Origin of the sequence: Methylobacterium sp. 22177 (assembly GCF_052045615.1) — a bacterium.
In the GTDB taxonomy this organism is placed as follows: domain Bacteria; phylum Pseudomonadota; class Alphaproteobacteria; order Rhizobiales; family Beijerinckiaceae; genus Methylobacterium; species Methylobacterium radiotolerans.
The window spans coordinates 1-12,818 of the sequence record NZ_JBQEPK010000007.1 but is presented as its reverse complement, the minus strand read 5'-3'; the positions used below and the strand labels follow the sequence as shown (position 1 = coordinate 12,818).

The following is a 12,818-nucleotide window of genomic DNA, read 5'->3' as shown; positions in this document are numbered from 1 at the left end:
GAAGTGGTCCGGACGCTCCTCCCAGAAGACCGCCGGGGTGTCGCATCCCCGTATCCATTGTGCAATGCAGCAGAGTGCGGGGCCGACCGTCCGCGTGCCTGCCATGCGCGGGCCGACGGGACACTTCGAAGGGACGTTCGATGGGACGCTTCCCTGCGGCTGTTCGGCCGCGGGCTTGATTCAGGCCGAGCTTGCGCGGCACTGGAACGGGCCCCGGGTCGTTGACCGCCGACGCGGGCGCAAAGGGGTGCCGAACCGGTGCCGCGATCAGCAGCGAGGAACCGGCGGCGTGAACGACAGATCCGGCAAGTCCATCGCACCGTCGCCGGCGGCGCTCGCCGGCGCCGTCTCGCCCGGCCCGGTCCACGAGCGCTACGAGGCGCTGGTCGGCACCGGCGCCATCGAGCGCGATCCGGCCCAGGCGCACTTGGTGCGCGCCCTCGACCGGCTGGTCCTCGACCTTCAGCGCCGCAAGCGGGCCAGCAAGACGAGCGCCCTGGGATGGCTGTTCCGGCGCAAGGACGAGGCCGAGGCGATCAGGGGCCTCTACATCTGGGGCTCGGTCGGGCGCGGGAAGACCATGCTGATGGACCTGTTCCACGAGGCGGCGCCGGAGCCGAAAAGACGGGTCCATTTCCACGGCTTCCTCGCCGACGCGCACGAGCGCATCCACGCCTACCGGCAGGCGCTGAAGGCCGGCACCGTCAAGGGCGACGATCCGATCGGCCCGGTGGCCGACCAGCTCGCCGACGAGGCGACCCTGCTGTGCTTCGACGAGTTCACCGTCACCGACATCGCCGACGCGATGATCCTGGGGCGCCTGTTCAACCACCTGTTCCGGCGCGGCGTCACCGTCGTCGCGACCTCGAACGTCGAGCCGGACCGGCTCTACGAGGGCGGCCTCAACCGGGCGCTGTTCCTGCCCTTCGTGGCGACCCTCAAGGAGCGCGTCGACGTCGTCCGGCTCGATTCCCGGACCGATTTCCGGCTCGAGAAGCTCGGCGGCGCGGCCGTCTACCATGTGCCGGCCGACGCGGCGGCGCGCGCGGCCCTCGATGCCGCCTTCAAGGCCCTGACCGGAAAGGCCCGCGGCCTCCCGACGACGGTCACGGTCCACGGCCGGGCCGTGGCGGTTCCGGAGCAGGCGACCGGGGTAGCCCGGTTCGGCTTCGACGATCTGTGCCGCCAGCCCCTCGGCGCCTCCGACTACATGGCGCTCGCCCGCGCCTACCACACGGTGATCCTGGACGGGATCCCGGTGATGGGGGAGGCGGAGCGGAACGAGGCCAAGCGCTTCATCACGCTGGTCGACACGCTCTACGACCGGCACGTGAAGCTCGTCGCCTCCGCGGCGGCGGAAGCGCAGGACCTCTACACCGCCCAGACCGGCCGCGAGGCCTTCGAGTTCGACCGGACCGTCTCGCGCCTGATCGAGATGCGCTCGCGGGAGTATCTCGGCCAGCCGCACGGCCGGCCGGACTCCGAGGCGTCGGGCGCCAGCACCGGGCTGGTGGAGACGTGAGCGCCCCGTCGCGTGCCGGATCGATCTTCGGGCTGCGTCGGCGCAACTGGCGCGGCGCCGGCCCGCTGGGCTGGCTCCTGGGCTCCCCGGCGGCCTTCCTCCTGCTGATCGTCGCCCTGGGCAGCGGCACGGCCAACTACGTGACCGGCGAGACCGATCGGGCCGCGACCGCCCGGGCGAACGCGACGATCGCCGGGATCGAGCGCCTGATCTCCGAGGTCAAGGACCTGGAGACGGGCGAGCGCGGCTTCGTGCTAGTCGGCAGCGAGGATTACCTCCGCCCGTACACGACTGCCCTCACCAAGATCGACACGGAGCTGACCGGCCTCGGCGCGGCCGCGCAGGACCCGGTGCGGGCCGGCGGTCCGTCGCTGGCCGGGCTGATCGCGCAGAAGCGCGATTTCGCCGCCCGGGTGGTCGAGGCGCGGCGGAACCAGGGCTTCGACGCCGCCATCGACCTCGTCCGGACCGGCGAGGGCAAGCGCCTGATGGACGCGATCCGCGCCGAGGCGGCGGCCCGCCAAGCCGCGACCCTCGAGCAGCTCGCCACCCTGCAGGCGCGCGAGGGCTGGCGCGGGCTCCTGCTCTTCCTGACCTCCGCCGCGGCGGCCCTCGGGGCGATCGTGCTGCTCGCGCGCCTCGCCCTGGTGCGACGGCAGGAATCCCTGCGCATGTCGCGCCTCCTCGACGGCGTGCTCGCCAACGCGCCGGTGGGGCTCGGTTTCCTCGACCGCGACCTGAAGATCCGGCACATGAACCGGGCCCTCGCCACGATGAGCGAGCGCGGCTTCGGGGCCGATCTCGGCGCGCCGATCTGGGCCATGCTCCCGACGCTGCGGGAGGAGCTGGCGCCGAAGCTGGCCGCGGCCCTGACGGAAGGCCTGGTCTCGCCGAACGTGCCGGTCGCGGTGCCGACCCCCTCGGCGCCGGGCGGCGTGCGGCACTTCTCGATGAGCTTCTACCCGCTTCGGGGCGAGGAGAGCGCGGCGGCCGATCAGAGTGTCGAGGGCGTCGGCCTCGTGGTGGTCGACGAGACCATCCGCCACCTCGCGGAGGCCCGGCTCCGGCGGAGCGAGGAGCGCTTCCGCTCGCTGATCGAGGCGAGCGCCGCCATCGTCTGGACCGCCAACCCGGAAGGGAGCCTCCACCGCCGCCAGACCGCCTGGACGCGCTTCACCGGCCAGGACGAGGCCGCCTACGCGGGGCTCGGCTTCCTCGACGCGATTCACCCGGACGACCGTGCGCATACCCGCGCCGCGTGGACCCGCGCGGTCGCCAGCCTGGAACCCTACGCCACCGAGCACCGGATGCGCGCCGCCTCCGGCGCCTACCGGCACATGAGTGTGCGGGCCGTCCCGATCCTCGAACCCGACGGCACCCTGCGGGAGTGGGTCGGGACCCACACGGACATCACCGAGCGCAAGGAGGCCGAGGCCGCGATCGAGGCGGCGCGCGCGGCCGCCGAGGCCGCCAACGCGGCCAAGAGCCAGTTCCTGGCCAATATGAGCCACGAGTTGCGCACCCCGCTCTCGGCGGTGATCGGCTATTCCGAGATGGTGCAGGAGGAGCTCGAGGATATCGGCGAGGCCGATCTCGTCACCGACATGAAGAAGATCGAGACCAACGCCCGCCACCTGCTCGGCCTGATCAACGACGTGCTCGACATCTCGAAGATCGAGGCCGACCGGGTCGAGATCTACGCCGAGGACTTCGAGGTCGCCGCCGTGGTGCAGGAGGTGGCGGTGACGGTCGAGGGGCTCGTCGCCAAGAAGGGCAACACGCTGGCGCTCGAGCTGGAGCCGGGTCTGGGCAGCGCCCACACCGACGTCACCAAGCTGCGCCAGTGCCTGATCAACCTCCTGAGCAACGCGGCGAAGTTCACCGAGGACGGTCGCATCACCCTGGCGGTCACCCGCGCCGACGGCGCGCTGCGCTTCGCCGTGACCGACACCGGCATCGGCATGACGCAGGAGCAGCTCGGCAAGCTGTTCGAGCGGTTCACGCAGGCCGACGCCTCCACGACGCGCCGGTTCGGCGGCACCGGGCTCGGGCTCGCGATCACCCGGGCGTTCGCCGAGATGCTGGGCGGCGCGATCGCGGTCGAGAGCCGGGACGGGGCCGGCACGACCTTCACGCTGACGCTGCCGGCACGCTTCGAGACCGGCGCGGGCGAGGACGCGGGCCCGGCCGCCTCGGATCCCGGAGAGCGGGGGACGATCCTGGTGGTCGACGACGACGCCGCGACCCGCGATCTGCTGGCGCGCTTCCTGGAGCGCGAGGGCTTCGCGGTGACGGTCGCCGAGGACGGGCGGCGCGGGCTCGATCTCGCCCGCAGCCTGCATCCCCGGGCCGTGCTCCTCGACGTCACCATGCCGCAGATGGACGGATGGGCGGTGCTGCGGGCGATCCGGGCCGATCCCGAGATCGGCGCGACGCCGATCGTGATGGTGACGGTTCTGGACGAGCAGAATCTCGCCTTCTCCCTCGGCGCCACCGACTACCTGCAGAAGCCGCTCGACTGGGGCAGCCTGCGCCAGATCGTCGACCGCTTCCGGCCCGCCTCCGGCGACGGCGCGATCCTCGTGGTCGAGGACGAGGCCGACGTGCGCGACCACGTCTGCGCCTATCTCGCGCGCGAGGGCTTCCCGGTCCGCGAGGCGGAGAACGGTCTGCGCGCCCTCGAATCCCTGGAGGCCGAACGGCCGTCCCTCATCCTCCTCGACCTGATGATGCCGGAGATGGACGGCTTCGCGTTTCTCCGGGCGCTCCGGGCCCGCCCGGACAGCCGCGACGTGCCGGTGGTGGTGCTCACCGCCAAGGACATCACGGCCGAGGATCGCCGCCGTCTGGCCGGTCAGGCCGACCGCGTGCTCGCCAAGGGCTCGACCGGCCTCAACGAGCTCGCCCGCGAGCTGCGCGCCCTGATCCCGGCGACCGAGGACACGGCCGGACCGCGACCCTTGCCCGTCTGAGCGCCCGCGGAGGACGGGCGGTATCGGCCCCGGGTCAGGGACGGGTGCCGCGTCAGAGGCCCCGGAACGCCAGCATCAGCGCGCCGACGGCGATCCCCCACAGGGCCAGCGTCGACCAGATCGCGCGGTAGCGTTCGTTGCGGGCGAAGCGCTCCAGCCGGCGGGCGTCGCCCGTGCCGGCCTCGTCGAGGCGGACCAGCACGCGCTTCAACCGCATGGCGAGGTCCGGAATGTCACTGACGACGTCGGAGACGACCTTGAGCGCTTCCAGGCCGCTCTGCGCCCGGCCGACCGGCCCCATGTTCCGGGCGATCCAGGCGCGCACGACCGGCTCGGCCGTGGTCCACATGTCGAGACGCGGGTCGAGGGAGCGGGCGACGCCCTCCACCACCACCATGGTCTTCTGGAGCATCACCAGCTCGGTGCGGGTGCTCATGTCGAACAGGGCCGTGACGTCGAACAGCAGGGTCAGGACCTTGGCCATCGAGATCTCGTCGGCCCGGCGCTGGTGGATCGGCTCGCCGATCGCGCGGATCGCCTGCGCGAAATCCTCCACGGAGTGGTGCGCCGGCACGTAGCCCGCCTCGAAGTGGACCTTCGCCACCCGGCGATAGTCGCGCAGGATGAAGCCCAGGAGGATCTCGGCGAGGAAGCGGCGCTCGTTCGGGCCGAGGCGGCCCATGATGCCGAAATCGACCGCCACGAGACGGCCCTCGGCGTCGACCAGCAGGTTCCCCTGGTGCATGTCGGCGTGGAAGAAGCCGTCGCGGATCGCGTGCCGCAGGAAGCTCTGGATGACGGTCCGCCCGATGGTCTGCGGATCGTGCCCTTGGGCGGCGAGCTCCGCGGCGCTGTGCAGGCGGGTCCCCTCGATCCACTCGGCCGACAGCACCTCGCGGGCGGTCAGCTCCCATTCCGGCTTCGGCACGCGGAAGTCGGGATCGTCCTTGGTGTTCTCGGCGAGTTCGGAGGCGGCCGCCGCCTCCAGGCGGAAATCCATCTCCATCAGCACCGAGCGCGCGAGGATCTCCACCACCTCGCGCGGCCGCAGCCGCTCCGCCTGCGGGGACAGGGCGTGCACCACCCGGGCCATGAAGCGCATGACCTCGAGGTCGCGCATGAAGCGCTCGCGGACGCCGGGCCGCATCACCTTCACGGCGAGGGCGCGCTGCGTGCCGTCGGGATCCTGCACGATCGCCTTGTGGACCTGCGCGATCGAGGCGGCCGCGATCGGCTCGCTGAACGAGACGAACAGCGCGCTCACGGGCTTGCCGAGGGCGGCCTCGACCGTGCGGAGCGCGACCGCCTGCGGGAAGGGCGGCACCCGGTCCTGCAGCTTCTCCAGGTCGAAGGCCGCGCGCATCCCGACGATGTCGGGCCGCGTCGCCAGGAACTGGCCGAACTTGACGTAGGACGGGCCGAGGCGCGTCATGGCCGCCGACAGCCGGGCGGCCCCGTCGTCGAGGCCGGGCCGCTCGAGGGAGCGGCCGATCCGCAGGGCGAGCCGCAGGTGCGGCGGCAGCTCGGAGGGATCGGCGAAGGCGAGGGCGCCCTCGCGGGCCAGCACGAAGCCGACCCGGGCGCCGCGGAACAGGTTGACGGCGGCGCTGATCACCGGTGCTGGCTCCCGTCGCGCGCGGGGGCGCTCAAGAGACCTTCCAGCCCGAATGGATCGCCACGATCCCGCCCGTGAGCGCCCGGTCGGTGACGTGCCGGAAGCCCGCGCGCTCGATCATGCCCGCGAAGGCGCCGCGGGTCGGGAACTTCCGGATCGACTCCACGAGGTAGCGGTAGGACTCGGCGTCCCCGGCCACCCGGGCGCCGATGCGCGGGATCACGTTGAACGAGTAGGCGTCGTAGATGCGGTCGAGCAGCGGAATGTCGACGGCGGAGAATTCCAGGCAGAGGAAGCGCCCGCCGGGCTTCAGCACGCGCCGCGCCTCGGCGAGGGCCGTCTCGATCCGCGGCACGTTCCGGATGCCGAAGGCGATCGTGTAGGCGTCGAAGGACGCGTCGGGCAGCGGCAGGGCCTCGGCGTTGCCGGTCACGAAGGCGATCCGGTCGCCGGCCTCGTCGACCCTGCGCTCCCGCGCCCGCTCGGCGCCGACCCGCAGCATCGACTCGTTGATGTCGAGGACGGTGACGCGGGTGCGCGGACCGCCGGCGGCCAGCACGCGGAACGCCACGTCGCCGGTCCCGCCGGCGACGTCGAGATGCGCGAAGGCGCGGTTCTGCGGCGGTCGCAGCATCGAGACGAGCTGCGCCTTCCAGGCCCGGTGCAGGCCCGCCGACATCAGGTCGTTCATGATGTCGTAGCGGCGGGCGACCGAGTGGAAGACGCTGTCGACGCGCCCCTGCTTCTCGTCGAGCGCCACGCGCTCGAAGCCGAAATCCGCGCTCGCGCGCTCAGACGCCCCGTCTCCGGCCTTCATGACGCTCCCAATCCTCGATGGGCGCGTCATAGCGAAGGTCGCGCCCGACCGCCATGCGTCGAAACAGGCGGCTGGGGATCGGACCCGGTGCTGCGACGCGCCGAAGACGTGTCTCAGCCGACCCTGGCGCGGAGCGCGTCCGCCACGGCACCGGCCATGGCGCGCGTGCCCATCGGGTTGACACCGGCGCCGGCGATGTCGGCGGTGCGCGCGCCGCCCGCGAGGGCGTCGGTGATGGCGCCGTCGAGGGCGTCGGCGGCGTCGCCGAGGCCGAAGGAGTAGCGCAGGCACATGGCGAGCGAGCCGATCATGGCGATCGGGTTGGCCTTGTCCTGGCCGGCGATGTCGGGGGCCGAGCCGTGGACCGGCTCGTAGAGCGCCCGCCGCAGGCCGCTCGCGTCGACCGCCCCGAGGGAGGCCGAGGGCAGCATGCCGAGGGAGCCGGTGAGCATGGCGGCGATGTCGGAGAGCACGTCGCCGAACAGGTTGTCGGTCACCAGCACGTCGAACTGCTTCGGCCGGCGCACCAGCTGCATGGCGCAGTTATCGGCCAGGATGTGCTCCAGCTGCAGGTCGGCGTAGTGCTCGGCGTGCACCCTGGTGACGACCTCCTTCCAGAGGACGCCCGACTTCATCACGTTGTGCTTCTCGGCCGAGGCGACCCGGCCCGAGCGCTTGCCCGCGAGGTCGAAGGCCACGTGGGCGATCCGCTCGATCTCGGCCGTCGTGTAGACCTGGGTGTCGACCGCCCGCTTGGAGCCGTCCTCCAGCGTGGTGATCTCCTTCGGCTCGCCGAAATAGACGCCGCCGGTGAGCTCCCGGACGATCATGATGTCGAGCCCCTCGACCAGCTCGCGCTTCAGCGCCGAGGCCTCGGCCAGGGCCGGGTAGCAGATCGCCGGGCGCAGGTTGGCGAAGAGGTCCAGCTCCTTGCGCAGGCGCAGCAGGCCGGCCTCGGGGCGGTTCTCGTAGGCGACGCCGGCCCATTTCGGTCCGCCGACCGCGCCGAGCAGGATCGCGTCCGCGTCCTTGGCGCGCTGCAGGGTCGCGTCCGCCAGCGGGACGCCGTGCGCGTCGATGGCGCAGCCGCCGACGAGGTCGGTCTCGGTCTCGAAGGTCGCGAGACCGGTCTCCTTGAGGGTGTCGAGCACCACCTGCATGCCGCCGGCGACCTCCGGGCCGATCCCGTCGCCGGGGAGGAGGAGGAGCTTGTAGCTGGCCATGACGGTCTCGCGGGTTCGGTCTCGACGTGCCGGCGGGCTTTATCGAGGCTGCACCGTCATTGGCAAGCATCGGCGTCCAGCATCGGCGTCCCGCATCGGCCGGGCGCCCGCCCGCGCACCGGGGCGGATCGCGCCCCCGCGATCAGAGCATCGCGACCCGGCCGGTGCCGATGTCGTAGAAGCCGCCCATGACCTTCACGCGCCCGGCGGCGACGGTTTCCGCGAGGATGGGCCCGGCCTGTTGCAGGCGCCGGACACTGTGCCGAACGTTCTGGGCGACGGCCTCGGCCAGGGGATCCTGCGCCCGCGCCTTCTCGGCCAGGTCCACCGCCGGGCGAATCGCGTCGATCAGTACGGGGAGATGACCGGGAAGGGTCGCGTCGGTCTTCATGACGTCGATCGTCGCCTTCACGGCCCCGCAATCGGAGTGGCCGAGCACGAGGATCAGCGGCGCCCCGAGTACCGACACGCCGTATTCCAGGCTGGCGAGGCCGTCGGTGGTGACGAAGTTGCCGGCGACGCGGACGACGAACAGATCGCCCGGTCCCTGGTCGAAGATGAAGTCCGGGGCGACCCGGGCGTCGGCGCAGCCGACGATGCAGGCGATCGGGTACTGCGCCGCGGCGCGCGCGGCGCGACCGGCCGCGAAGTCCCGATTCGCCGGCGTGTTGGCCACGTAGCGGCCGTTGCCGTCGCGCAGCCGCGTCAGGGCCGCCTCGGGCGTGATGGCGTTCGATCGCGCCCCGTCGAGGGCCGCCTCGGCGCGCCGGATCCCGGCGGAAGCCCCCATCGCGGTACCGGCCGCCGCGGCCGCCAGCAGGCCGCGCCGGGAGAGAGAGGGTCGATGCAGATCGCACACGGTGGACGGTCCCCTTCGCATCTGACGCCGGCCAGGCCCGGCGGACCGCTCGCTTCGGCAGCGCTGAGACAAGCACTGCGAGTCGTATATCGGCCCGTCCTTCACCACAGAGTCCAAACTTTGCAGGAAATCCTGGATCTGAGGCCGGGCGCGGGGCATCCCTCCGGTCCGGAGCCGGCTGAACCGGGGCACGGATGTTGGACGATCATTTCCGGGATCGGATCGCTCTGCTTCGATCCGAGCGCGATTTCCGCTCGGCGGTCGCCGGTTACTGCCGGGGCATGATCGAGCCGGCGCAGATAGTTTGGCCCAGCCACAAGCTGCTCAACCAGATCGGGCGCTACGTGGTCTCGTTCATGCTGATCCACAACGACTACGCGTGGCGTCACCACGGCGGCCCCCGCCCCACCCTGACGGCCCTGCAGGCCATGGTGGGATCGAGCCCGCGGCAGACGGCCGGCTTCGTGTCGGCGCTGAAGGCCGGACGCTTCGTCACCGCGGTGGCGGACCGCGACGACGGGCGGGTGAAATGCCTGCAGGCCGCGCCGGCCCTCGTCACCGAGATCGCGCGCAGCGGGCGCCTGTTCGTCGCCGCCATGGACGCCGTCGAGCGCCGCGACCCCGGCCGCGCCGGGACGCTCGACGGCCCGGACCGGCTCGGGGAACTGGTCCGCCGGTCGGCCGCCCACGTGCTGCGGCACGGCACGCTCATCGCCCCGTTCCCGCGGGTGCTCAAGTTCGCCGGTCGGGACTGCGGCTACCCGCTGCTCACCGCCCTCGTCGGGGCCCACTACGCCGTCACGGTGCCCGGAGCGCCGGCGGCGGTCTCGCTCAGCCTGCGCGGCCTCGCCGAGCGGCTGGACGTGTCGCGGGCCCATATCGGCAATCTGCTCGGCGAGGCTGAGGCGGCGGGATGGATCCGGATCACCGACGGCCGCCTGACAGCCCTCGATCCGACGCTGCTGGCGGAATTCGAGGCCTGGGCCGCCGGGCAGATGCTGTTCTACGACGATCTCGCGGCGGCGATCCTCGCGGCGCCGCCGGCCGCGACCGTCCCGGCCCGCGCGTCCTGACGCCGGTCTCGCTTGTGTTCCGGCCGCTGCGGGGATACCTACGGGCGGCACCGCGCCGTGAGACCGTCCCGCGCGGGCCGCCGACAGGAGAGACGAGCCTTGGCCAGAGCCGGCTCAGCGACCGAGACCGCCCGCGCCGCCTCTACGGCGCTTCGGTCCCGTGCGCGCCGCTCCGGGCTCCTTCTTCCGCTCCTGCTTACCCGCCCCTGAGGGCCGTCCGGGCGCGCGCCTGGGCCTTCAGGGGAGTTCTTTCATTCGCGAATCCGCCCGCGAGGGCACCACGCCGCGCCGCGCCATCCCGTGCCGGGCGGCCCGCGACAGGGTAATGCCATGACCACGACCAGCACCGCCTCCGCCCGCGACCGGATCCTGATCTTCGACACCACGCTGCGCGACGGCGAGCAGTGCCCCGGCGCCACCATGACCTTCGACGAGAAGCTCGCGGTGGCCGAGTTGCTCGACACGATGGGCGTCGACATCATCGAGGCCGGGTTCCCCATCGCGTCGAACGGCGATTTCGAGGCGGTCTCCGAGATCGCCCGCCGGACCAAGCGCGCGACCATCGCGGGCCTCGCCCGCGCCATCCCCGCCGACATCGCCCGGGCCGGCGAGGCCGTGCGCCACGCCAAGCGCGCGCGGATCCACACCTTCGTGTCGACCTCGCCGATCCATCTCGCGCACCAGATGCGCAAGAGCCAGGACGAGGTCGTCGAGATCATCCTGAAGACCGTGGCCCAGGCCCGCGACCTCGTCGAGGACGTGGAGTGGTCGGCGATGGACGCGACCCGCACGCCGCTCGACTACCTGTGCCGCTGCGTCGAGGCGGCGATCAAGGCCGGCGCCACGACGATCAACCTCCCCGATACGGTCGGCTACACCACGCCGTCGGAGTACCGCGACATGTTCGCGAACGTCCGCGCGCGCGTGCCGAACGCCGACAAGGCCGTGTTCTCGGTCCATTGCCACAACGACCTGGGCCTCGCGATCGCCAATTCCCTGGCGGGCATCGAGGGCGGCGCCCGGCAGGTCGAGTGCACGATCAACGGCATCGGCGAGCGGGCCGGCAACGCCGCGCTCGAGGAGATCGTGATGGCGCTGCGCACCCGCGCGGACGTGCTGCCCTACGAGACCGGCGTCGAATCGACCATGCTGACCCGCGCCTCGAAGCTCGTGAGCCACGCCACGAACTTCCCGGTGCAGTTCAACAAGGCGATCGTCGGCCGCAACGCCTTCGCGCACGAGAGCGGCATCCACCAGGACGGCATGCTCAAGAACGCCGAGACCTACGAGATCATGACGCCCGCTTCGGTCGGGCTGACCAAGACCTCCCTGGTGATGGGCAAGCATTCCGGCCGGGCGGCCTTCCGCTCCAAGCTGGAGGATCTCGGCCTGCACCTGTCCGACAACCAGTTCCAGGACGCCTTCGACCGCTTCAAGGCCTTGGCCGACCGGAAGAAGCACGTCTACGACGAGGACATCGAGGCGCTGGTCGACGAGAACCTCGCCACGGCCCACGACCGGATCCGGCTGGTCTCCCTGTCGGTGATCGCCGGCACCCGCGGCCCGCAGCGCGCGACTTTGCGGATCGCCGACGAGACCGGCACGCGGATCGAGGAGGCGGACGGCAACGGGCCGGTGGACGCGGTGTTCAACGCGATCTCGGCGCTGGTCCCGCACCAGGCGCAGCTGGAGCTCTACCAGGTCCATGCCGTGACCGGCGGCACGGACGCGCAGGCGGAGGTCTCGGTGCGCCTGCGCGACGGCGAGCGCAGCGTCACCGCGCGCGGCGCCGATCCGGACACGCTGGTGGCGTCCGCGAAGGCGTATCTCTCGGCGCTGAACAAGCTGTCGGCCCATTCCGTGCGCGTGCATGCACAGCATGCGGCGGCGGAATGAGAAAAAGCTGCGGCCGGGGCTGGACAGGCCCCGGCCGCGTTGGTATCAGCCCGCCACCCCGGACGGACTTGGTGGCCACCGGGCGGTCGCAGACGCGATCGGGCGCATAGCTCAGTTGGTAGAGCAGCTGACTCTTAATCAGCGGGTCCTAGGTTCGAACCCTAGTGCGCCCACCAAGACTTAGCCTACTTCCTGCTTACCGGATCACGATCCCGGTGAGCGCATGGTAAGCAGGGCGAACCGGTAAGCCCCCCTCTCTGCCTCCCGAACCGCTCTGCGGTCAGCCAGCCTCGACGCGCTTCCTCGGCTCGCGGTAGCGTCGCTTCATGAGCGATGGCCACGATCCGATCAGCGAAGCTGTTGCGGCGCTTCGAGCCCGCGGCACACCGTGGGGCCATGGACAGGCGGGCTGCCCTGTTGGCCGGTCGACGGCGAGACGCTGACGGACGGCGACCTGCTCGCCCTCGCTGTGCAGGTCGGCCTCATGGACTCGACGACGACCACGCTGCAATTGGCCGGCCCATGGCCAGAGCCCCCCCGACCGTCACCGAACTGCGCAAGGCCGCCGAGGTGACCGACCAGGATATCGACGCCGCGGTCGACGCCGTGCTCGCGGATCTGGCAACCGAGGCCTAGCCGCTCGCGAAGGGCTGGACCCTCGACCTCGTCGAGACGCTCCGCACCGACGCGCGCGCCGCCGAGGCTCTGACCACCGACAAGCCGGCCTGGAAGCGCAACATGGTCCGGACCACGATCCTGTTGGCCCATCCGGTGAAAGAATGAGCGAGACCGATCCGAGCGCCGACCGCGCGGCGACCATCGAACGTCTCTCCGAGCGGCT

The 12,818-nt window shown here is 71.7% G+C and carries 8 protein-coding genes and 1 tRNA gene; 5 read left to right on the top strand and 4 right to left on the bottom strand.

What is annotated here, in order from left to right; genetic code table 11:
- The first annotated feature begins 289 nt into the window (after positions 1 to 289).
- Both zapE and ACTJK8_RS09335 read left to right on the top strand, forming a co-directional pair.
- On the top strand, positions 290 to 1,522 hold the full coding sequence (zapE, locus tag ACTJK8_RS09340; RefSeq protein ID WP_024829764.1) for a cell division protein ZapE: 1,233 nt from the start codon (positions 290 to 292) through the stop codon (positions 1,520 to 1,522).
- Complete coding sequence (locus ACTJK8_RS09335; RefSeq protein WP_024829765.1) at positions 1,519 to 4,494, top strand: response regulator; 2,976 nt, start codon at positions 1,519 to 1,521, stop codon at positions 4,492 to 4,494. The genes zapE and ACTJK8_RS09335 overlap by 4 nt, the downstream gene beginning before the upstream one ends.
- 52 nt (positions 4,495 to 4,546) lie before the next feature.
- Here the strand turns inward: ACTJK8_RS09335 and ubiB are convergent, their stop codons facing one another.
- From ubiB to ACTJK8_RS09315, 4 genes are all read right to left on the bottom strand, one after another.
- Positions 4,547 to 6,109 (bottom strand): 2-polyprenylphenol 6-hydroxylase, encoded by a 1,563-nt coding sequence (ubiB, locus tag ACTJK8_RS09330; RefSeq protein WP_116655654.1) that lies wholly within the window; start codon positions 6,107 to 6,109, stop codon positions 4,547 to 4,549.
- Positions 6,110 to 6,140: 31 nt separating this feature from the next.
- Positions 6,141 to 6,926 (bottom strand): bifunctional demethylmenaquinone methyltransferase/2-methoxy-6-polyprenyl-1,4-benzoquinol methylase UbiE, encoded by a 786-nt coding sequence (gene ubiE, locus ACTJK8_RS09325; RefSeq protein WP_012319623.1) that lies wholly within the window; start codon positions 6,924 to 6,926, stop codon positions 6,141 to 6,143.
- A 113-nt stretch (positions 6,927 to 7,039) separates the two neighbouring features.
- Positions 7,040 to 8,149: a 3-isopropylmalate dehydrogenase gene (gene leuB / locus ACTJK8_RS09320; protein ID WP_070999658.1), complete on the bottom strand. Its 1,110-nt coding sequence runs from the start codon at positions 8,147 to 8,149 to the stop codon at positions 7,040 to 7,042.
- Positions 8,150 to 8,291: 142 nt separating this feature from the next.
- Positions 8,292 to 9,029: a carbonic anhydrase gene (locus ACTJK8_RS09315; RefSeq protein ID WP_440761830.1), complete on the bottom strand. Its 738-nt coding sequence runs from the start codon at positions 9,027 to 9,029 to the stop codon at positions 8,292 to 8,294.
- 173 nt (positions 9,030 to 9,202) lie between these two features.
- Between ACTJK8_RS09315 and ACTJK8_RS09310 the strand changes: the two genes are divergently transcribed.
- The 3 genes from ACTJK8_RS09310 to ACTJK8_RS09300 all read left to right on the top strand — a co-directional run bounded on the left by ACTJK8_RS09310 (position 9,203) and on the right by ACTJK8_RS09300 (position 12,153).
- Positions 9,203 to 10,081, top strand: a complete 879-nt coding sequence (locus ACTJK8_RS09310) for a hypothetical protein (protein ID WP_440761829.1) — start codon at positions 9,203 to 9,205, stop codon at positions 10,079 to 10,081.
- Positions 10,082 to 10,411: 330 nt separating this feature from the next.
- The gene (locus ACTJK8_RS09305) at positions 10,412 to 11,977 is read left to right on the top strand and encodes a 2-isopropylmalate synthase (protein WP_127991010.1); all 1,566 of its coding nucleotides are present in this window, start codon (positions 10,412 to 10,414) and stop codon (positions 11,975 to 11,977) included.
- Between the two features lie 100 nt (positions 11,978 to 12,077).
- A tRNA-Lys gene (locus ACTJK8_RS09300) sits at positions 12,078 to 12,153 on the top strand.
- Positions 12,154 to 12,818 lie beyond the last annotated feature (665 nt).

Coding starts and splice junctions, on each gene's coding strand:
- ubiE (WP_012319623.1), bottom strand. CDS start 6,926: ATGAAGGCCGGAGACGGGGCGTCTGAGCGCGCGAGCGCGGATTTCGGC.
- leuB (WP_070999658.1), bottom strand. CDS start 8,149: ATGGCCAGCTACAAGCTCCTCCTCCTCCCCGGCGACGGGATCGGCCCG.
- ACTJK8_RS09315 (WP_440761830.1), bottom strand. CDS start 9,029: ATGCGAAGGGGACCGTCCACCGTGTGCGATCTGCATCGACCCTCTCTC.
- ACTJK8_RS09310 (WP_440761829.1), top strand. CDS start 9,203: ATGTTGGACGATCATTTCCGGGATCGGATCGCTCTGCTTCGATCCGAG.
- ACTJK8_RS09305 (WP_127991010.1), top strand. CDS start 10,412: ATGACCACGACCAGCACCGCCTCCGCCCGCGACCGGATCCTGATCTTC.